This window comes from Dactylosporangium sp. NPDC049525 (assembly GCF_040676755.1).
GTDB lineage: Bacteria > Actinomycetota > Actinomycetes > Mycobacteriales > Micromonosporaceae > Dactylosporangium.
On the sequence record NZ_JBFAPO010000025.1, the window covers coordinates 91,770 to 112,203 of the forward strand.

17 protein-coding genes are annotated in these 20,434 nt (G+C 72.0%); 11 read left to right on the forward strand and 6 right to left on the reverse strand.

Features of this window, described 5'->3' with window-relative positions; all coding sequences use genetic code 11:
* Window positions 1-40: 40 nt before the first annotated feature.
* On the reverse strand, window positions 41-907 hold the full coding sequence (locus tag AB0K00_RS31045) for an IniB N-terminal domain-containing protein (protein ID WP_363527366.1): 867 nt from the start codon (window positions 905-907) through the stop codon (window positions 41-43).
* Between the two features lie 266 nt (window positions 908-1,173).
* On the opposite strand from AB0K00_RS31045, the gene AB0K00_RS31050 reads away from it, so the two are divergent.
* From AB0K00_RS31050 to AB0K00_RS31075, 6 genes are read left to right on the forward strand one after another with little or no spacing between them, the layout of a single operon-like run.
* On the forward strand, window positions 1,174-2,481 hold the full coding sequence (locus tag AB0K00_RS31050) for an Hsp70 family protein (protein ID WP_363527369.1): 1,308 nt from the start codon (window positions 1,174-1,176) through the stop codon (window positions 2,479-2,481).
* A complete protein-coding gene (locus AB0K00_RS31055) occupies window positions 2,478-5,045 on the forward strand; it encodes a helix-turn-helix transcriptional regulator (protein WP_363527372.1) in 2,568 nt (855 codons plus the stop codon). Before AB0K00_RS31050 ends, AB0K00_RS31055 begins: the two co-directional genes overlap by 4 nt.
* Complete coding sequence (locus AB0K00_RS31060) at window positions 5,042-6,952, forward strand: nitrate- and nitrite sensing domain-containing protein (protein ID WP_363527375.1); 1,911 nt, start codon at window positions 5,042-5,044, stop codon at window positions 6,950-6,952. Before AB0K00_RS31055 ends, AB0K00_RS31060 begins: the two co-directional genes overlap by 4 nt.
* A gap of 11 nt (window positions 6,953-6,963) precedes the next feature.
* Window positions 6,964-7,380: a roadblock/LC7 domain-containing protein gene (locus AB0K00_RS31065; protein ID WP_363527378.1), complete on the forward strand. Its 417-nt coding sequence runs from the start codon at window positions 6,964-6,966 to the stop codon at window positions 7,378-7,380.
* Window positions 7,381-7,391: 11 nt separating this feature from the next.
* On the forward strand, window positions 7,392-7,763 hold the full coding sequence (locus tag AB0K00_RS31070) for a DUF742 domain-containing protein (RefSeq protein WP_363527381.1): 372 nt from the start codon (window positions 7,392-7,394) through the stop codon (window positions 7,761-7,763).
* A gap of 14 nt (window positions 7,764-7,777) precedes the next feature.
* Window positions 7,778-8,431 (forward strand): cellulose binding domain-containing protein, encoded by a 654-nt coding sequence (locus AB0K00_RS31075; RefSeq protein WP_363527384.1) that lies wholly within the window; start codon window positions 7,778-7,780, stop codon window positions 8,429-8,431.
* An 87-nt stretch (window positions 8,432-8,518) separates the two neighbouring features.
* Here the strand turns inward: AB0K00_RS31075 and AB0K00_RS31080 are convergent, their stop codons facing one another.
* Window positions 8,519-8,758 carry a CPCC family cysteine-rich protein gene (locus AB0K00_RS31080; protein WP_363527387.1) on the reverse strand — a complete coding sequence of 80 codons (240 nt, stop codon included), beginning with the start codon at window positions 8,756-8,758 and terminating at the stop codon, window positions 8,519-8,521.
* 671 nt (window positions 8,759-9,429) lie between these two features.
* On the opposite strand from AB0K00_RS31080, the gene AB0K00_RS31085 reads away from it, so the two are divergent.
* Both AB0K00_RS31085 and AB0K00_RS31090 read left to right on the forward strand, forming a co-directional pair.
* On the forward strand, window positions 9,430-13,539 hold the full coding sequence (locus AB0K00_RS31085) for a TIR domain-containing protein (RefSeq protein WP_363527390.1): 4,110 nt from the start codon (window positions 9,430-9,432) through the stop codon (window positions 13,537-13,539).
* A gap of 391 nt (window positions 13,540-13,930) precedes the next feature.
* Entirely contained in the window at window positions 13,931-15,103 is a 1,173-nt protein-coding gene (locus tag AB0K00_RS31090) for a nucleotide disphospho-sugar-binding domain-containing protein (protein ID WP_363527393.1), read from the forward strand.
* 155 nt (window positions 15,104-15,258) lie between these two features.
* Here AB0K00_RS31090 and AB0K00_RS31095 read toward each other — a convergent pair whose 3' ends face one another.
* On the reverse strand, window positions 15,259-15,537 hold the full coding sequence (locus AB0K00_RS31095) for a hypothetical protein (RefSeq protein WP_363527396.1): 279 nt from the start codon (window positions 15,535-15,537) through the stop codon (window positions 15,259-15,261).
* Window positions 15,538-15,568: 31 nt separating this feature from the next.
* Complete coding sequence (locus AB0K00_RS31100; protein WP_363527493.1) at window positions 15,569-16,384, reverse strand: helix-turn-helix transcriptional regulator; 816 nt, start codon at window positions 16,382-16,384, stop codon at window positions 15,569-15,571.
* Window positions 16,385-16,514: 130 nt separating this feature from the next.
* Here AB0K00_RS31100 and AB0K00_RS31105 point away from each other — a divergent pair, with 130 nt between their 5' ends.
* The 3 genes from AB0K00_RS31105 to AB0K00_RS31115 all read left to right on the forward strand — a co-directional run bounded on the left by AB0K00_RS31105 (window position 16,515) and on the right by AB0K00_RS31115 (window position 18,518).
* Window positions 16,515-17,447 (forward strand): SDR family NAD(P)-dependent oxidoreductase, encoded by a 933-nt coding sequence (locus tag AB0K00_RS31105; RefSeq protein WP_363527399.1) that lies wholly within the window; start codon window positions 16,515-16,517, stop codon window positions 17,445-17,447.
* Between the two features lie 372 nt (window positions 17,448-17,819).
* A complete protein-coding gene (locus tag AB0K00_RS31110) occupies window positions 17,820-18,119 on the forward strand; it encodes a hypothetical protein (protein ID WP_363527402.1) in 300 nt (99 codons plus the stop codon).
* A 3-nt stretch (window positions 18,120-18,122) separates the two neighbouring features.
* Complete coding sequence (locus tag AB0K00_RS31115) at window positions 18,123-18,518, forward strand: hypothetical protein (protein ID WP_363527405.1); 396 nt, start codon at window positions 18,123-18,125, stop codon at window positions 18,516-18,518.
* Here AB0K00_RS31115 and AB0K00_RS31120 read toward each other — a convergent pair.
* Both AB0K00_RS31120 and AB0K00_RS31125 read right to left on the reverse strand, forming a co-directional pair.
* On the reverse strand, window positions 18,490-19,629 hold the full coding sequence (locus AB0K00_RS31120) for a GDSL-type esterase/lipase family protein (protein ID WP_363527408.1): 1,140 nt from the start codon (window positions 19,627-19,629) through the stop codon (window positions 18,490-18,492). The genes AB0K00_RS31115 and AB0K00_RS31120 overlap by 29 nt on opposite strands.
* Window positions 19,630-19,717: 88 nt before the next feature.
* Complete coding sequence (locus AB0K00_RS31125; protein ID WP_363527411.1) at window positions 19,718-20,311, reverse strand: TetR/AcrR family transcriptional regulator; 594 nt, start codon at window positions 20,309-20,311, stop codon at window positions 19,718-19,720.
* Between the last annotated feature and the right edge of the window lie 123 nt (window positions 20,312-20,434).

Below are 20,434 nucleotides of genomic sequence, written 5' to 3' on the forward strand. Positions count from 1 at the left end.
GTCCACAGTCGATGTTGCGCGGCGATCGGCGCTGCGATGGTCAGTGCAGGTGGCCCAGCAGACCGTCCTGGTCGTGCCCGGCCGTCGCGGTGTCGCCGCCGAGCACACCGCCGACGAGGCTGTCGCCATGGCCGGACAGGATCGAGCCGGAGACGCCGGACACGGTCGAGTCGACCGTGTGCGTCACGGTGCCGGTGAGCGGGTCGACGAGCGTGTGCGCGTCGGTGCCGGTGCCGGCCTGCCCGCCGAGGCCCAGCGAGTCGACCGCGCCGGTGACCGGGTCCAGCCCGGACACCGTGCCGAGCGTGACGTCGACGGTGCCGTAGACACCGCCGAGCACCGGGTCGACGGTGCCGAGGATCGGGTCGACCGACTGCAGCGCCGGGTCGACACTGCTTGCGACCGGGTCGACGGTGCCGAGCACCGGGTCGATCGTGCCGAGCACCGGGTCGACGGCGTCGAGCGTGCCCGCCGGGTCGCCGAGCAGCGACAGGTCGAATCCGCCACTCGCCGAGCCGCCCAGCACCGGCAGCCCGGCCGGGGCGAGGGGCAGCCCACCGAGGTTGACCGAGACGCCGGCGGCCGCCGTGGCGTTGACCGTGAGGTCGGAGCCGTGGTTGTGGCTGACGACGGCCAGCTGACTGATGCCCTGCAGCTGCCGGACGGCGCCGGTCACGTCGCCGTCGAACCCGCTGAGCACCGGTTCGTCGGCGCCGACGACGCTGGTGAGGCCACCCACAGGCGCGTAGTCCATCACCAGCGGGATGACCTCCTGCACGTCGGCCTCGGTGATGTCGCCCAGGCCGGCGTCGACGAGGACACCCTCGGGGTCGAGCTCGAATGCCGTGCGCGCGGCCGGGTCGGTGATCAGGGTGAGCACGAAGTCGTGCAGCGTCAGGGTTTCCATGAACCTGTTCTCCTCGCAGGGTGTCAACAACATAAACGCGACTGGATGCGTTCGTCCAGCGCTGCCGCCGAAGGTAGGTTCACGGGGCCGGAGCCGGCATCGGGGATCGCGCCGAGTAACCGGACGACTCCTTGGGGGGTGGCCTCCACCTGCGGTTAGGGGCGTTAGGGGAAATCCGGCTGACCTGAGATCTAGGGGAGATTGTCGATGCCGTTTCTGGTACGAACAACCCGTTGAACCGCCCGAACCGATCGAGGAACATCACCATGGCGTACGTGCTCGGAGTAGACATTGGCGACAGCTTCACCTCGGCCGCGGTCTGCCGGCGCAGCGATGCCACCTGGGGTGGGGCCGAGACGGTCCGGCTGGGTGCCCGCTCGCCTGCCGCCGAGTCGTTGATCGAGCTGTCGCCGGCCGGCGCGTTGCTCACCGGCGACGGTGTCCGCGCCGACACGTCCGGTGACCCGGGCCGGATCCTGCGCGGGTTCAACCGGCGGGTCGGCGACGACGTGCCGATGGTCGTCGACGGCCGGCCGTACCACCCGCAGGAACTGCTGGCCGCGCTGGTCCGGCTGGTGGTCGACCGGCTCCGTGAGCAGGAGGGCGAGCCGTGCGAGCAGGTGGTCCTCACCCACCCGGCCGGTTGGGGCCTGCACCGCCAGGGCGTGCTGTACGAGGCGCTGCGCGACGTCGGGCTCGACGACGTCGTGCTGGTGCCCGGCCCCGTCGCGGCGGCCGAGCACCGGCTGGCCGCCGGGCAGTGGCCGGCCAACGGCATCCTCGCCGGCTACGACCTGGGCGCCACCACCTGCACCACGTTCCTGGTCGGCCGTCCGGCCCGCCGGTCGGTGGAGCTGCTCGCCCACGAGGAACACCCGGTCGGCGGCGCGGACCTGGACGACGTACTGGTGGCGTACGTCCGGGCGGCGATCGGCCGGGCCGTCACCGATCCCGTGGCGGATGTCGACTCCGGACCGGTCGCCGTGCTGCTGCGTCGCGACTGCACGCGGGCCCGGGAACGGCTGTCGGACTCCACCGGGGCGGACGTGCCGCTGCCGTGGTGGGCACCGGACCCGGGCGGCCCGTCCGGCGGGTCGCAGCGCGCGCTGCCGGTCTCCCGGGCCGAGCTGGAGACGCTCATCCGCCCGCTGCTGCGGGCGACAGTGGACGGCCTGGTGCGCCTGGTGTACGGCGGCGACCACGACCCGGCCGACGTGGCTGGGGTGCTGCTCGTCGGTGGTGCCGCCCGAACCCCGCTGGTCGCCGAGCTGATCACCGCCCAGCTGCCCGACCTCCCTGGACCACCCGGGACGACCGGTCCGATCCTGATCGACGAGGACCCGCGCACCACGCCGGCGCGGGGTGCGGCGCTCGTCGCCCGGCGGATCGTGAGCGGCCACCGTACCGGATCTGTGCCGGTCTGGCCGCACGAGACCACCGCCGCGCTGCCGCTCGCATCCCCACCGTCGTGGCAGGGCGCCGCGGAGCCGGCATCGCACGATGAGCCGGACGGCAGACCGCCCGGCCGGACGCTGGTCGCCCGCCGTGTCGGCCGGACCAGGGGGCGGCGTTGACCGGGGTTCCGGCGATCGCGCACCGGCTGGTCCACGGCGCGCCGGTCAGGCAGCTGCTCGACGCGGCCACAGCCGACCCGCGCGGAGCGGTCTGCGCGCAGGTGCGGGCCCCGGGCGGGTACGGCAAGACGGCGCTGCTGCGGGAGCTGGGCGACGCGTTCACCGCCGCGGGCGTGCGGGTCCGGACGCCGTGGCAGGCCGATCCCGGCCCGGACGACGACGCGGTCCTGCTCGTCGACGACGCGCACCTGCTCGGCCAGGCCCGGCTGGCGGCGCTGCGCGACCGGGTCCGCCAGGCGCACCCCCGGTTGGTGCTTGCCTACCGGCCGTGGCCGCGCCCCGTCGAGCTGCTGGAGCTCATCGACGCGCTGCCCCGGCTCCGGCCGCCGGTCACGCTGACACCATTCGGCCCCGAACAGGTCCGCGCGTACCTCGCCGGTGCCTGGGAGCTGACCCCGGCGCCGGAGGTCACGGCGTTCGTCGCGGCGCAGACCGCCGGGGTGCCGGCATACGTGGTCCGCCTGGCGGCGGCCCTGGCGGCCAGCGGCGGACGGCACGGCGGTGCGCGGCTGGAGGTGCCGGCGGCGGCCGTCGCCGGGTTCACCGCCGAGCTCGACGAGCTCCACCCCGACGTACGGCGCGCACTGCTCGCCGCGGAGGCCGGCCTGGGCCTGCGGATCGACCTGCTGGGCGCGCTGCTGGGCTGCGGGCCCGATGGCGTCGGCGCGGTCCTCGAGGCGGCCCGCGCGACGGGCCTGGTCGGGCGCGACGGGCAGTTGGTGCCGATCGCCCGGCTGGCGCTGGCAAGGTTGACCCCGATGGCCGAGCGGGTGGCGGTGTGGCAGCGGCTAACCGAGTTGCAACTGGATCGACGCGGCCCGGTGCTGCCGCTGGTGCGCTCCCTACTCAGCGCAGGCCCTGGCGGGTCCGACCGGTTCGGCGGCGCCGGGATGGCGATGGCGTTCGAGGCCGCAGCCGAGGAAGCGCTGGACGGCGAACCGGCCCTGGCCGCCGACCTGTTCGCGGCCGCGGCCGCCGCCGGCCGCCCCACGCTGGTCCGCCAGGCACAGGCGTCGGCACTGGCCGGTGACCTGGACGCCGCGCTGCGCCTGGCGGACCAGGTGGTCGCCACCCCGGACTCGCCGGAGCGCGCCGAGGCGGCGCAGCTGGCCGCCACCGCGATCGCGCACCGGGGCCAGCTGGGTCGTAGCGCCGAACTGTACCGCTGGTCCAACCGCGGCCCGTCGTCCGCGTTCGCCGCGATCGGTCTGCTCGGCACCGGCCGGCTGGCCGACGCCGAGGCGATGCTGCGCGAGTCGCCCGTGGACGGGCCGCCGACGCTGCTCACCGGCGCGGCGGCGCTCATGGCGCGCGGCGCGCACACGTCGTTCACTGGCACCGCGACCGGCGCGCTGTCGACGCTGGTGCAGTCGGCGGCGTTGCTGGAGTCCGCCGGCCCGGCTCTGCCGCTGCCAGACAGTCCCGCGGCGCTGGCCGGCCTCGTCGCCCTGCACTGCGGCGAGCTGGACATCGGTGAGTCGGTCCTGGACCGGGCCCTCGAGTCCCAGGTGGGCGGCGCCCTGCTGGCCACCCGGCACAGGCTGATCCGCGCCTGGCTCGAGATGGTACGAGGAAACCTCACCACGGCGGAGGCGCAGCTCACCACCGCGGCCGCGGACCGGGACCGGCTCGAACCACGGGACCTGGTGTTCGCCGCAGCGCTGGGCATCGGCCTGGCCCGCCGGCGCAGCGACCTCGTCGGGCTGCACCGGGGCTGGCCCGCGGCGTGCGAGGCGCTGGTCCGCCACCCCGTGGACCTGTTCACCATGCTGCCGCTGGGCGAGTTCGCGATCGCGGCGGCCCGACTCGGCCAGCAACGCTGGCTTGCCACCCACCTGCGCGAGGCGGACCTGCTGCTGGCCGCGATGGCCGAGCCGCCGCTGTGGGCGGTGCCGCTGCATTGGAGCGCGCTGCACGCGGCGGTCATCGCCGAGCAGCCGGCGGTGGCCGCTCGGCACGTCACCGCACTTACCGTCCACAGTGGACACAGTAGCTACGCGGCCGCAGCCGCGGCCGCCGCCGCTAGCTGGCTGGAGGTCCTCAACGGGCGGGTCGACCCCGTCGCCGTCGAGGCGGCCGCCCGGGGGCTGCACGCGGTGGGGTTCCGCTGGGACGGAGCCAGGCTGGCTGGGCAGGCCGCGATCCGGACCACCGACCGCCGCGCGATGACCGGGCTGCTGGAGTGCGCCCGACTGTTGCAGGGCCGCGGTGCCGGCCGAGCCGGTGCCGTCGCGGCCGAGCCGGCGCCCGGACCCGGTGGCCGCGGGGACCAGGCAGAGCCGGTCCTCAGCACCCGCGAGCAGGAAGTGGCCAGGCTCGTCCTCGACGGGCTGACCTACCGGGAGGTCGGTGACCGGCTCTTCATCGCCGCCAAGACCGTCGAGCACCACATGGCCCGGATGCGGCAGCGGCTCGGGTCCGCCAGCCGCGCCGACCTGCTGGAGCAGCTGCGTGTGCTGGCCGGCGACGAGGCGGGCGCGGCCACCCCGGGCGGGGCGTCGTGACGTTGCGACGCCGGCAGGCCCTCCTCTTCCTCCTCGCTGTCATGTGGGCGTTCGGCACCTACCACGGTGGCCGCGCCGCGCTGACGCACTTCCAGGATCGCGCGACCGCAGCGGACCTCGTCGAGCCCGCCCAGCCGGTGATCGCCGCCCTGCAGGAGGAGCGCCGCCTGACCGTGCTCGTCCTGGCCGGCGCGGGGGATCGCGGCCGGCTGGCCGAGCAGCGCGCCCGTACCGATCGCGCGGCGGCCGACCTGCGTCACTCCGCCGACCGGGTCCGGGCCTCCTGGACCGGCACACCAGCCGGGGGCGCCGCGTCGCGGCTGCTCGACCGGCTGGCGGCGCTGCCCGCTGCGCGTACCAGTGTGGACACCCGGCCGCTCGACCGGCGGCAGGCCACGGCGGCGTACACCGAAGCCGTCGAGGCCGCGCTGCGGCTGGGCGCTACCACGTGGCCCCGGACGGACCCGCCGGCTGCCGACCGGCAGCGCGCGCTGTCCGGCCTGGCCCGCGCCGGCGAGCTGCTGGCCCGAGAGGACACGCTGGTCTCGGGCGCGCCGGCCGGACTCACCGACACCGACCGGACCGAGCTGGCCCAACTCGCCGGCGCCCGCCGGGTGCTGCGCGCAGACGCTGTCGCCGGGCTCGCCGCACCCGACCGTGCCGCGTTGGCCGACCTCGACAGCGGACCGGACACCGGGGTGAGTGGGGCCGAGGACACGCTGCTGCGCGGGGCGGGGACACTCGACGCCGCGGCCTGGCGCGCGGCCGTCGAGCCGGCGCTCGCGGCGGTGCAACGGGTCGTCGCCGCGGGGGTGCGCGACGGCGCCGGCGCCGCCGTACCGTCCGGTGTGTCGGCCGTCGTCCAGGCCGGGCTCTTCGGCGGCCTCGGGCTCGTCGCGGTCCTCACCGCATATGTCGTGTCTCGGCGCCGGACCGCGGCGGCAGCCGAGCCGGACGATGGCACCGGCGCGGTGCTGCTACGACTCAGCAAGCGCAACCAGGCGTTGCTGCACCGGCAACTGAGCGTGCTCGACGAGCTGGAGCAGCGCGAGGCCGACACCACCGACCTGGCAGCGCTGTTCCGCGCCGACCACCTCGCGACCCAGCTACGGCGCAACGTCGAGAAGGCGATCATTCTCAGCGGCGAGGAGCCGGGCCGCCGCTGGCGCCGGCCGGTACCCGTCGTCGACGTGGCGCGCGCAGCGGCCGCCTCCGTGGAGCGGCACGCCGCGGTGATGGTCGCCTCGGTCGACCCTGCCTCGCTGGTCGGACCGGCCGTCGGTGACGTCACCCACCTGCTGACCGAACTGATCGACAACGCCACCCGGTACGCGCCCGGCGAGGCGACGGTCTGGGTCACCGGGGAACTCGGGCTCACCGCGTACACCGTCGTCGTGCAGGACCGCGGCCCTGGCATGCCGGTCGACGAGCTGGCGTCGGCCCGCGACGTACTGGCCCGCCCGTACCGGCCCGGCGAGGCCACGATGACCGGGTTGCGGATGGCGGGCCGGCTGGCCCGCGCGCACGACATCGCGATCGAGCTGGATGAGGCGCCGCGCGGCGGGATCGTCGCCAGGGTCCGGGTCCCGCTCGCGTTGCTGGTCGTCAACACCGAACAGCCGGCCGAACCGCCGGGCCTGCCCGACCCGCGATCCGGCGGTCTGCCGGTGCGGGCACCACGCCCTGTCCCGGCCGGGGTGGCCGGCTTCGTGCGGCGGCGCGGAGCCAGCGGCCCGGACCGGCAACCGGTCGACCGGACCGCCCGCTTCCGCGACCGCCTCGCCGCCCGCGCGCCGGGACCGCCCAGCGACGCCGGCCCGAACGCCGCCGCACGCACGGTCGAGCTGCCCGTGCAGAGCGATCCGCCGCCGCAACACTCCACTGTGGACGAAGCCGCGCAACCGTAGGAGGAAAGACCATGACGCAGACCGCGCTGGCATCCGCCACCGACCTGCATCGGTTGCTCGACGACCTCGTCGAGCAGGTGCCCGCCGCGGACCTGTCCGTGCTCCTGTCGCCCGACGGGCTGCCGCTGGCCACCTCCCAGGCGGTCACCACGGAGTCCGGCGCCTTCGTCGCGGCGGCCGCGGCAGCCCTGCACGCCCTCGCCGTTGCGGCCGGTCGTCAGCTGCACGGCGGCACCGCCCTGCGCACCGTCGTCGAGATGGAGCACGTCCTGCTCGCCGTCGAGCCGGCCGGCGACGGCGCGCTGCTCGCCGTCACGTTCAGCGCCGCAACGGACCCGGAGGCGGTGAACGGGCCGATCGCCGAGACCGCCGACCGGGCCGCTCGAGTACTCGCCGGGACCGGTCTGACGCCTGGCGGCATCCGGTGACCGTACAGATCATGCCCGATCTTGCCGACGAGGTCTGGTACGACGCGGATGCCGGTCCGGTGGTCCGCCTGTACGCGGTGACCCGCGGCCGGGTCGCCATGAACACCGACGGCCTCGACCTGGCCACCGTCGTGACCGTCGGGCCGGCGCCGACCGGCCTGGAGGACCTCTCCCCGGAGCAGTCCGAGATCCTGCGGCTGTGCGCCCATCCAGTCTCGGTTGCCGAGGTGGCCGTCCACCTCGGGCTGCCGGTGAGCACCGCCCGCGTGCTCCTGGCCGACCTACAGGCCAACGGGCTCGTCGTGACCGGCGCCGAGCGCTCCGCCGACGAGCCGTCCGAACAGCTGCTCGGCAAGGTCCTCAGCGGGCTGTGGGAATTGTGAAGGAGCGTCGGAGCATGCCGGTCATGGTGCTGGACAAACTGGCCAACGCGCCGGGTGGCCTCCGCCGCCTGCTGCGTGGCGCGGACATGTCGGTCGTGCTGGGGTTGATCGCCGGCGCCTTCGCCACGCTGCTCGGCACGGCGGTGCTCGTCGCGGCGTTCGTGTGGCCGCCTGTGCGGTCGACGCCCGCGGCCGGGTCGCCGCCGTCGGCCGCCGGCCACCCGAGAGGCTCTGCCCAGCAGGTACCCTCGGCGTCGGTCACCGCGTCGCCGAGCCGCTCGACGAAGCCGACACCGGGGCCGAGCACCCCGAGCGGGTCCCGGACCGCCGCGCCGGTGCCGCTGACCGCCAGGTTCACCAAGGGGGCCGACGGCGGCCTCGCCGGCTACCAGGCCACGGTGGCGATCACCAACCTGGGCACGGCGCCGGTGAACGGCTGGACGGTGACGCTGACCCTGCCGCGCAGCACGCTCAACGTCACGGACGTCGCCGGGGCGACGGTCACCCGGGACGGTGCCGTGTGGACATTCATCCCCGTCTCCACCACCGCACAGGTCGGTGCGGGCACGTCCGTCACCGTGTCGTTCCGGGTCAGTGGGGCTGCGCTGCTGGACGCGACCCCGACCGCGTGCGTCATCGACGGCCGCCCCTGCCAGGGCGTCGGCTGACCCCGAACCGCGAGGAAATGCCGCCACGGACGTGTGGGACTGCCTCTCGGAGGAAGGTTTGGCCTCGTCCGGGTGTCGATCGCTGCGTCAGGGTCGTTCGTCGTCGCGGGGTGGGCGCACCAGGTGTTGGTAGCGGGGCGTGCTGGCGCCGTAGATGCTGTAGTTGAGCCGGGCATCGGCGAGACTCAGGTCGCCGTTGCGGCTGCCTGCCACCGCCTCGGCGTGCGCTTCGCTGCGGCCGTCGTCGGTCCAATAGCAGATCGGGCAGGTGTTGCATCCGGTTCGAAACCCGCAGCACGCGCACCGCGGCCAGGTTGGCTGACCCACGCCGGCAGGGCCCCGGCAAAGTCGTGATGGCTGTCCGGCTTGAGGTGGTTGGCGAAGACTCGCCCTTTGCCGGGACCCTGGGTCGGACCCCTAACCTCGCTCACCGCCACAGGTAAGCGCCGACCGGCTCTGTTGCGCTACTCGACAGCGTGATCAGGCCGGCTTGTGGCCGAGCCAACGGCGGGTGCGGACGGTGGCGACTCGGATGGTGCTGTCGGCGGGTTCGTGGACGGGCCCGAGGGTCGCGATGCGTGGCGGGTTGGCGTACGGGTCGTGCCAGGCGGTGAGGGCGGGTCGATACCGCCGCGCTGAGGCGTCGCCGATTCGGTCTTGGCCGCTGAGGCGTGTGCTGCAGTACTGCCCAAGGTCCGGCATCTTGGCTGTGCCGGACCTAATCTGAGGCCGCGGAGATCGGTGTGACTGCCGGGACGAACCTCCCACACCCTCGGCCCAACACCACTGCCGATTGCACTGGGACTTGAATTCCAACCGACGAGCATCATTCGACCTCGGTCTGCTCCGCGCGTTGATTGCGGCGGTGCTGGTCCCCCCTGATTCGCGAGGCCGGGCGGGAAGGTCGGAACCGGCCGGCCATTTGGCTGCTGGCGCGGGTTCGTCGATGGTTGGCATCATGGCGGATAGTCGCGAGGGTTGGAGGGGAGCGGGGTGCGGTGGCTGTTGCGCCGTTGCGGATGGGGGCGGTGATGCCACGGGTATTCCTGTCGTACGCGCAGGAGAGCGACACTCACAAGGCCCAGGTGCGACAGCTGCGAGACCTGCTCGTCGAAGCCGGCATCGACGCCGTTCTGGACCAGGTCCACGCCGAGGAGGTCGGCCAAGACCGCGAACGGGACTGGCCAGGATGGTGCCTAGACCAGATCAAGCTGGCCGACTTCGTGTTGGTTGTCGTCTCTGCCGCCTACAAGCGCCGCGCGGACAGTCCGCAGCACCTTCCGGAGGACGAGGGACGCGGCGTGCATTGGGAGGCCCGCCGATTGCGCGACATCATCTACGACGGCCGGGAGAGGGCGAGCAAGGTCCTGCCCGTTCTGCTCCCCGGCGGGGTGGCGGTGTACGTGCCGGAGCTGTTCAACCTGGGGCAGAACGCGCTCGTTGCGGTGGACGAGCTGACCGCTGACGGCGTACGGGAGCTCGTGGGGATCTTGCTGGGTCAGCGGCCCCTGCCTGCAGGACTGGCTGGAAAGTCCAGTACCGGGTGGGTGTATGCGGGCGCCAACGCCGGACGGGCGGGTGCCGAAGTGGTACGGGAGCACATCCAACTCCGCGCCCGGGGTCAGCGGGCGCTGGCCCGAGGCGGGGACCTGTTCAAGGGGCGTGTCCGCGCCTTGAAGGCGATCGGTGACTGGTTGCAGGTCGAGCGGCCTCCAGGACAGGTCCTGGTGGTGACCGGCCAGCCCGGCGCCGGCAAGTCTGCCGTGGTCGCTCGCGTCGCCCTTGCCCTCGAACCAGCGGGGCTGGCCGAGGACCGGGAGCTCGGGCTGGTCTTCCACGCCCGGACGGCCACCCTGGCCGACCTACTGCACGCTATCGCTGTCACCACCCACACCAGAGCGGCTGAGACGATCTCCGACATGCTCGACCGTATCTCTCAGGCCACGCCACCATCGGGCGGGATCTGGCGGATCGTCGTCGACGCGCTCGACGAGGCGGCCAGCACCAACGAGCGCGACAGCCTGGCCGATGCCCTGGCTGCGCTGGGCGCTCTGCCCGCGTTCCGGGTTGTGGTCGCCACCCGGGCACTTGCCACAGACGAGGCAAACCGGTTCGGTCCGTCTGCTCTACTATCCCGACTCGGCGTCGGGCGGGACAGCAACGTGAACCTGGTCGACCTGGACAACAATCGGTTCTTCGAACCGCTCGACTTGGCCGAGTTCGCGTCCGCGGTGCTTCGCCAGGACGGGGCGACGGCGCCGGCGCCGGGTGCGGGGGCGTGGCGGCGCTACCGGACGGACGCGGAACTCGTGGGGCGGCTGGCTATGGCGGTCGCGGGGCGGGCCGGGCGGAACTACCTGGTGGCGGCGCTGACCGCCGACCCCCTGTCCCGACATAACGAGGTCGTTGACCCGAGCGCGCCGGGGTTTAAGCCAAGCAGCCTGCCTGCCAGCGTCGGCGAGGCGCTGGCTAAGTACCTCAACCAGCTACCGCCTGTGGAACGAGAGAATGTCCGAGGCCTGCTCACTGCGCTGGCCTACGCCCGCGGTATCGGGGTCGATGATGACCAATGGACCGCCTTCGCCTCTGCGCTGGGTTTCCCAGTCAGCGCGGCATACCTGGGGATGCTGCGCCACGGCGCAGCCGCCGACTACCTCCTCCAATCGTCCACCGTGGAGCAGGGGCGGGTTACCCGCCTATTCCACCAGGCTCTCGCCGACGAGCTTCTCCATGACCGGCCCCGGCTAGTCGATGAGGCGAAGATCCTGGGCTGCCTGGTGCCAGCGACCCCGAGTGGGTGGGAGGACGCTGGGGATTACGCGAGAACGTTCGCGGCCAACCACGCCCAGGCCGCGGGTCGGCTTGGAGAGTTGCTCGCCGATCCCGTCTACCCCAGCGTTGCCGAGCTGACCCGGCTCCTGGCCGTGTTGCCCGCCGACCTTGCCGGCGAGAGTGCGGCGGTGGCGGCGGCACTGCAAATGTTGGCGGGGCGGGCCCGTACGCTCGAACCTGGGGCGCCACGGGCCGGACTGCTCGCGCTCACCTGCGCCCACCTGGGCCTGCCGGAACTCACTCGCCGCTATCGTCGAACTGGCCAACCACTGATCGGGTGGGCCCATTCACGTGGCCGGGCCTATCAGACCCTTGCTGGCCTCCAGGCATGGGCATTGGCGCTCGGACGCATCCGTGGCAGAGAGGTGGTGGTGTCCGGCGACCACGGGACGGTGCGCATCTGGGATGCCGCAACGGGAACACCAATCGGGGATCCGTTGACCGGTCACGAGGGTCCTGTCCGCGCGGTTGTGATTGCGCGGTCTGGCGACCTCGATGTGGTCGTCTCCGGCGGCAAGGACGCTACGGTGCGGTTGTGGAATGCTGCGACCGGCAAACCGATCGGCGATCCCCTAACCGGCCACACCCACCCGGTGAACACCGTGGCGGTCGGCCGGGCCGGCGACCGCGACATCGTCGTCTCGGGCAGCGAAGACGCCACGGTGCGCATGTGGGACATCGCCACCGGAACACCGGTCGGCGACCCGCTCGTCGGCCACCTCGATCCAATCCCTCCAGAGGGGGTTCTTGCGGTGGCCGTAGGGCGGGTGGGCGACTGCGACCTCATCGTCGCTGGTAGCGGATTCGGAACCGTGTGGGTCTGGGACGCAGCAACCGGCATGCCGGTCGGTGGGCCGCTCGAGCACATGTCCGGGTCGGTCAATGCGGTGGCGATGGGGCGGAGTGGCGACCGCGACGTCATCGTCTCCGGCGGCGTAATCAGCGACAACTCGCTCGATCAAGAGCTGCATGACGGCGAAGTGGTGGTGTGGGACGCGGCGACCCGCAACAAGTTGTATGCGCTACGCACACCCGGCACTGGCCGGGTCCTTGCGGTTGCGACAAGGCGCATCGGCGACCTTGACATGATCGTCTCCGGCAGCGATGACGGCATGGTGCGGCGGTGGGACGCGACCACTCGCAAGCCGATCGGCGATCCATTCGCTGGCCACACCGATGCAATCAGCGCGGTCGTGATGGGGCGCATCGGTGACCGTGAGGTGATCATCTCCGGTGGCAATGACAATACGGTGCGTTGGTGGGACGCCACATCTGCCGAACTCGCCGGCGGCCCAATCTCTGGCCACACCCGCTTGGTCAAGTCGGTGGCGACGGGACGGATCGGTGCCCGCGAGGTGATCGTGTCCGGCAGTGACGACGGAACGGTGCGGTTGTGGGATGCGGCTACCGGTAGTGCCGCCGGCGAGCCGCTTTCCCAGTACGTCCCTGTCCGTGCAGTGGCTACCGGGCGAATCGGTCACCGCGATGTCGTCGTCTCCGGGAGCGCGGCGACCGAATACATGGCCGATTACGACAATTATGGCGACGGCATGGTGCGAATCTGGGATGCGGCGACGGGCGCGTCGATCGGCGATCCGCTCATTGACCACACGGGAGCGATCTTTGGCGTCGCGATCGGCCGAGTCCGCAATCGCGACGTCATCGTCACTGGCAGCACTGGCAGCTTCGGCTTTCGAGACACGTTCGGAGACCATAACGGGACTGTGCGAGTCTGGGATGTAGTTGCCAGTACGCCGATCGGTGACCTGCTCGCTGGCCACACTGATGTTGCCGGGACGGTGGCGGTGGGGCGAATCGGTGGGCTTGACGTGATCGTGTCCGGAAGCAAGGACGGCACGGCGCAGGTGTGGGACGCGACCGCCGGCACACCGATCGGCGATCCGCTGCGCGGCCACGATGGGCCCGTCTACGCGGTGGTGATGAGCCGCGTCGGCGACCGCGACGTAATTGTCACCGGCGGCGAAGACAAAACGCTGCGGCTGTGGGATGCCGCAACCGGCGCACCAATCGGAAACCCACTGACCGGGCACAGCGGTCCCGTCTACGCGCTTGCGACAGGTCGGATCGGCGACGTCGCAACGATTGTCTCAGGCAGCGCCGACGCCACGATTCGGATTTGGGCCGCCACCAGCGGTGCCACGATCGCGATGCAGGCCACTCTGGACCCCGTGGAGGCCGTCGCCTTCAAGGGCGACCGAGTCTCCTTCGCGGCCGGCATCGCGGTCGGAACCATCACCCTCGCCCATCTGGGATGAGGCGTGGGGCCAGCATCTTTCGAAGGCGCGCGATTCACCGGCGGAGTACTTCACCTCGAACGCGCGCAGTTCCTGGCTGCGGTCAGTTCCGCCGATGCGCAGTTCAGTGGCGGCACCGTCGACCTGCGAGGCGCCGATTTCGCGACACCTCCCCTTTTCAACCACCCCGCAGACCAGCCACCGCCTGGTCTGCTACTCGCCGGGCAACCCTAGTACACAAGCCCTGCCGACCGATTCGTCCGAGGCTGCCGTCAAGGAATCGAAGATCCACGGCGCACCGACCTTGCGGACGGTGGCTGACCGCGCGGGCCCGCGAATCTGCATCTTCGGTGGTGTCGCGGCGGCGTGCCGACCCACCACCATGACGGACGTACACCGTGGAGGGGCTCAATTGGGACGCTTTCTGCTGACGACCCGCGGCACCGCCGGTGATGTCCTGCCATTCGTGCGCATCGGCGCCGAACTGGTCGCGACGGGCCACGAGGCGATCCTGGTCAGCCACGCCTCGTTCGCCGCGGTGGCGCGCCGGGCCGGCATCGGGTTCGCCGCGATTGACACCGAGGACACGGCCGGTCGGGAATATGGAGCGGACCAGCTGCGCCACGAGGTCGTCCTGCTCGCCCGGCACCACCATTTGTACGCGACGGTGCTGGTGGGAACGCCCGGGTCGGCGCTGCCGGTACTGATCGCCGCGGAGTTTCTCAACGCACCCGCGGCGTGGGTGGCCCTGACCCCGGGCCGGCTGACGGTCACCCCGGAGGCTGCGTTGGGTGAACGGGGCGGGCGGGCGGGAGCCGTGAGCACGGTTCGGGCCGCGATGGGCCTGCCACCGGTGGCCGACTGGGCGTCCTGGCTCGGTGCGGCCTACCCGATGCTGGGTTTGTGGCCGGACTGGTTCGACCGGGCCGGCACCCCCGCACCGGCAGGTGTCCAACTGACCGGTTTCGTCACCGGCGACGCCATCGGATTCGCCGACGCCGGACTCGCCGGATTCCCCGATGACGCCGGCCCGGGCGACCGCCGCGGGCAGTGCCCGCTGCTCGTCGCCGGCGGCGCCGGGCCGCCGCCGCATCCAGAGTTCTATCGGGTCGCGCTCGCGGGCGTCGCCGAACTCGGGCACCCGGCCACCGTCGTGGCCCCGCGCCGCGAACTGCTGCCCGACCGGCTGCCGGACGGCACCGTGTGGCAGCCCCGGCTGTCCTTCCCGGCGGTGATGCGGCGGGCGGTGGCGGTGCTGCATCACGGCGGCCTTGGCACCGCGGTCCGGGCCTTGCTCGCGGGCGCGCCCCAGGTCATCCTGGCGCACGGCGCGGACCGGCCGGACAACGCCGCCCGATTCGCCCGGCTCGGCCGGGCCCAGGTGCTGACCGAGGAGCGGTGGCAGCCCGCCATCATCGCTGCGGCGCTGCGGCCCGCGCTCGCAGACGGCGTCCGCGACCCTGTGCGCCACCTGATCGACGAACCGGAGTCCGCGGCCCCCGCCCGCGCGGCAGCTGCCCTGACGGCCCTCCTTCCCCCGGGCCCGCTGCCCGCCCCAGTGCCCGGCGGTGGCTTCACGAGGTGACCGGCGGGTGCCGCCGCAGGCCTGAGCCTCGAATCCGAATCTGAACCAGCCTGACCCGGATCCCGACCATTCAGGCTCTGGTGCTCTGACGGTGCTTGACGCGCAGCGATCGGAGTACGCGTCTGCAGGTGGAGGAGCTCATCGGCATGCCGGGGTCAGAAGTAGACGTCCGTCTCCAGCAGCACGACGGCGATGACGGTCCCGGCGACCAGCATCCAGCCGGCAGCGGTGCGCAATCGCTGCGAGGCCCCCGCGCCGGACCCCGCTGTCGACTGGGCGAGCCACGCGCCGACAGCTGCCGGTGCCGCCCCGGCCACGAGTAGGGACACGAGTAGGTAAGCGCAGGCATTCAGGTTGCGCTGCGAGTCGATCTCCAGAACGATGTTGAGCGCGAGCAGCACCCCCGCGACGACCGAACCGGCAATCAGCGCCACTTTGCACGACTCGCTGTCGTCCGCGAGGTGGCTACTCGACGAGGGTCTGCGTGCCCAGGACGACGGCAAGGGCGAGGCGTTCGGCGTCCTCGGTGCCCGGTTCGGCGGTGTAGACCGTGATGCGCAGATCGTCCAGGGCGACGACAAGTGTGTCGCAGTCCAAGGTGATGCGCCCGACCGCCGGGTGGTCGACGATCTTGTGCTTCGACGGGTCGGACAGTGGCGGAGCCTCGGTGTCCCACAGTTCGGCGAAGCGCGGGCTCTTGCCGGCCAGTTCGGCGATCAGCAGACGCAGCGCGTGGTCGGCAGGGTAACGCGAGGCGGTCAGGCGCAGGTCGGCGACGAGCCTGGCCTCATGGTCGGCCTGCTCGACCGGGGTGTGTACGACCCGGGTGGCCAGGCCGGCGAGGTTGCGCCAGACGGTGTTGCGTTCCAGGCCGTGCCAGGTCGACGTGTCGCCCATCAGCGCGTCGTAGGGCGCGTTGGCCACAATCAGGGTCCAGGTCGCGTCGTATACGACCACCGGGGTGTGTGCGAGCCGGTCGAGCAGCCGCTGCACGCTGGGGGTGACCCGCGACGGCACGACGTCCAGGCCGGGTGGGGCGTGCCCAGCCAACCTGTACAGCAGGTCACGTTCGGTGTCGGCCAGGCGCAGTGCCCGAGCCAGGGCCTCGACCACCTGCGCTGAGGGCGCGGTCGCACGGCCCTGCTCGAGCCGGGTCAGATAGTCGGTCGAGATGCCGGCGAGCGCGGCCAACTCCTCGCGGCGCAGCCCGCTGGCCCGGCGGCGTCGCCCGACCGGCACGCCGACGTTCTCGGGTGCCACCCGGTCTCGCCAGCGGCGCATCGTACGGCCGAACTCCCACGCTTCCACAGCGTCCAGTCTGCGCGAGGCCGCCTGGGCTTGTCGTGGTCCTGGCAGTCCTACGAAAACCGAACGACTGCCTGACGCCGCGCCGAGCCTACAGGCTGAGGCTATGACTTCCATCCATCCCGGAACCGTTCTGATCACCGGCCCGACGCGTAATCTGGGCCGCTACGCGACGCTCGCCCTGGCCGAGCGGCGCGCCGACCTGCTGCTGGTCGGCCGCGCCGGGCCGGACCTGACCGCGGTCGCCGGCGAGGCCCGCGCGCGCGGCGCTCGTGTCCGCGAGATCGGCTGCGACCTGTCGCGCCTGGCCGACGTACGCGCCGCCGCGGCCGCAGTCGGCGACCTGCTCGCCGCCGGCGCCGTACACCCGCTGCGTGCTGTGGTCGCCAACGCGGGCGCCATGTCGGCCGATACCCGCCAGGCCTCCGCCGACGGCTACGAGATGACCTTCGCCGTCAACTACCTAGCGCACGCGCAGCTCATCGGTGACCTGCTCGGCTCGTTCACCGCCCCGGCCCGGGCCGTGCTGGTCGGCTCGAACACCTACAGCGCCAACGTGTGGCGCCGGATGCTGCACGTGCCGGAGGCCAGGTGGGCCGACCCGGTCGAGCTCGCCCGTCCCGCCGGCGGCGACACGAACCCGGGCATGACCGAGTCCGGGATCGCCTACTCCAACGCGAAGCTGGCGATCCTGTACTACGCCCACGAGCTGCAGCGCCACGCCGGGGCCGGGATCAACGTTTCGGTGTTCGAGCCCGGCTGGATGCCGGGTACCGCGCTTGGCCGCGACGCTCCCAAGGCGTTCCAGGCAATCGGTCGTGCCCTGGGTCACGTTCCAGGTGTATCGACCCCACAACGCTCAGGGCCGCTGCTGGCCGCGATGGCCGTCGGCGAGCAGTGGGCGCACCTGCGCGACGGCGCGTTCGTGGTGAAGACGAAGCCGACCGAGGTACAGCCCGTCGCCCGCGACCGCGACCGCGAGCGGCGCCTATGGGCGGCCACCGCAGAGCTGCTGGAACGGGCAGCCGCGGCGCGTTAGCGCTGATCTTGAGCGAGCGTGTACGGTCGCCGGCCGCGATGCACGTCGACAGCAACTGTTCGAGGGAGCGCGCAGGCGGCGATCTGCATGTCGCGGCGCAAGGCTGGAAGTTCAGATCGCCTGCTCCGGGTGAGCGGAGACCGGCCACGATCGTGTTGTGTGCCTGACAGGCCTGGAAGTTCGGAACAGGCAGGAGTGTGTGGGGTGCCAACGTGGTTATTTCGGCCAGCAGGGTCACCTGAGTAACAGCAAGATAGAACGTTCGGTCTTGCACGTGGTCCCGCGAGTCGGTACCGTTCCTGGCGACAGAACGTTCATTCCACCTGTCGAACGACTTCTTCTCGACACACGCGGAACATGCAGGGAGAGCGCATGCCCACCAAGATCACGTTGATCATCGACAACCCCGCGAACCCCGATGCATTCGAGCGCGACTACGCCGACGTGCAGGCGGCCGCCAGGTCGTTGCCCAAGCTCCAGCGCGTCGAGTCGGCCAAGGTGTGGCCGAAGGAGGACGGCACGCCCACGCCCGCCTACCGAACGCTCGACCTGTACTTCGAAAGCTACGAGGACGCCTCCGCCGCGGTGGCCGCGCCGGCTGCCGCTGCTGTCTTCGGCGGGCTCCAGGGGACGCAGGTGACGTTCACAGGGCTGTTCTCGGACATCGAGTAACACATGCTGCACCGGCGCCGCGCGCCGACCGGCCGCAGCGCCGGGTGCACGGTGAACGCCATGAGCGGTACCGCCGACGTGCGCGAGGCCGCCCGCGACGGCGGTGTGGCGCTCGTCGCGGGCCGCCTGAGAGCGGCCACCGCCTCGCGCCGCCAGCCCCGTCGAGGACGGTGCCACGATCGAACACGAACCCCGTCGGTGCGGATGGCCTCGATCAGCGCCCGGTCGCCCGTGTCGGCGCTGAGCGGACGCGTCGCGATGATGCTCGGCGACGCGGGGGTGGACGATCCGCGGGACTGCCGCCATGCGGACCGACCTCGTCAGGGACGCCGCCGAGCCGCCATCGGCAAGCCGCGGTCCGTCGAGACGGTCACCGGGCGAATGCGCCGGCGCCGGTGAAGGCGTACTCGGCGAACCGGGTGCCGATGCGCTGGTGGGCCTCGGGGCCCGGGTGCAAGTCGTCGGGCAACGGGAGTTCGGCGGCGTCGGTCGGACCGTACAAGGCGGTGCCGTCGAGGTAGTGCAGGTTCTTGTCGGCCGCGCGGCGATCGGCCAGCGAACGCAGCTCGCGCCGGATGACCTGGAGTGTCAGGCGTCCCAGCGTGACGTCCCCGGGTGTCCCGGTCGCGATGAAACGCACCTGGTCGGTGCCGATCGAGACAGGGTCGATCGCGCCTGGGCCGGGTGTTTCCTCGTGGATGGCGCAGAACAGGGGTGAGATCAACAGCAACGGGGCCTCCGGGTGGCCGTCGCGGATCGTGTCGAGGAAGCCATGGACGGCTGGGATGAAGGCACGCAGCCGCATCGCGTCGAGGTTCACGACGTTGATGCCGAGCTTGACACTGATGTAGTCGGCCGGTGCGTCGCGGATCACGCGGGCCAGGAACGGATCGACCAGCGCGCTGCCGCCCAGGCCGAGGTTGCGCAGCTCGACACCGGCATGCCGGGCGGCTACGGCCGGCCAGATCTCGCTGGGCGCCAGGGCGTTCGAGCCGTGGCTGATCGAGCTGCCGTGGTGCACCCACAGCGGCAGTCCGATGTCGTCCGGTTCGATCGGGGCGTCGGCCCTCAGCTCGATCAGTTCGACGGTCTCGTTGTGCGGCAGCCAGATCTCCAGCCGGTGACGGCCCGTGGGCAGGCCGGCCACCGTGGTCGTGTGTGCCTGCCCGGGTGTGAACGCGGTCTGCCCGGTGGCGAGGTCGACCTCGATCCGGTCGCCGCCGGTCAGCACGTCGCGAACGGCGAGCGCGCCGTCGGCGTAGACGTCGATGTGCCCGCGCGGCCGCTCGGCACCCACGTAGGCGATCCGGGTCGGGTGGGTCACCAGCTCGACGGTGCTGGCTGTCGTCTGGAACACGACGCGTACGCCGGACGGCTGGCTCTCCATCGACAGCAGCTGTCCGTCCGGGAATTGCTCCCGTACCCAGGTGGGTAGCCGGTGTGGCCGGATGCCGCGCGGGGTGGCCTCGACCTCGGCGATGCCGTGAACAAGTTCGGGCAGGACGTGCATCAGGGTTCCCTTCGGCCGGTCAGGTGCGCAGCACGGTGTCGGCGGCGTTCAGCGCTCGTCGCCAGGAGATCCGGCTCCGGGCCGCCGCTCAGGATGGCTGGCGGGCGGCATGAGTCCGGACGAGTCCCTCGACGCCGCGGAGGAACGTCGCGCAGATCAGTGTCGGATCGAGAAGGCAGCCGGCTGCCATGGCGCCGTCGCGGAGCATGACGAAGTGTTGCGCGGCAGGCTCGGCCTCGGTTTCGTGGATGCCGGCCATCAAGGTGTTGACCGTGTCGAGGAACCACTGCCGATGGGCGAGGACGGCCCGGTGCACGGGGTGGTCGGGATCGGGATACTCCGCCACGGCGTTGAGGAAGGCGCATCCGCGAAAGCCTGGGGACTGGATGCCCTGGGCGATCCACGCCCCGACGGCGCGGACGGCGTCGCCGGGCAGAAGGCCGGCGACGGCCGTGTCCACCTGGCTGCGGAGGGCCCGGTCGATCTCCTGCAGATAGGTGAGGACGAGATCCTCCTTGCCGGGGAAGTGCCGATAGAACGTGGCCCGGGTCACCTGTGACTCGGCGATGATCCGATCGACGCCGACCGAGTGGATCCCCTCTGCGTAGAAGATCCTGGTCGCGGTGGTCAGGAGCCGGAGTCGTGCCTCGGACGGCCGGGTTGCGGTATCGGTACGCGCCATGGACCGATGGTAGCGACAGAACGTTCGGTCTCGCCATCTGGCTTGCTGCGTTCATCGCACACCAATAGAGATAGAACGTTCGGTCTTGACTCCTTCCCACGAAGGCGTCATTGTGGGCAGCGA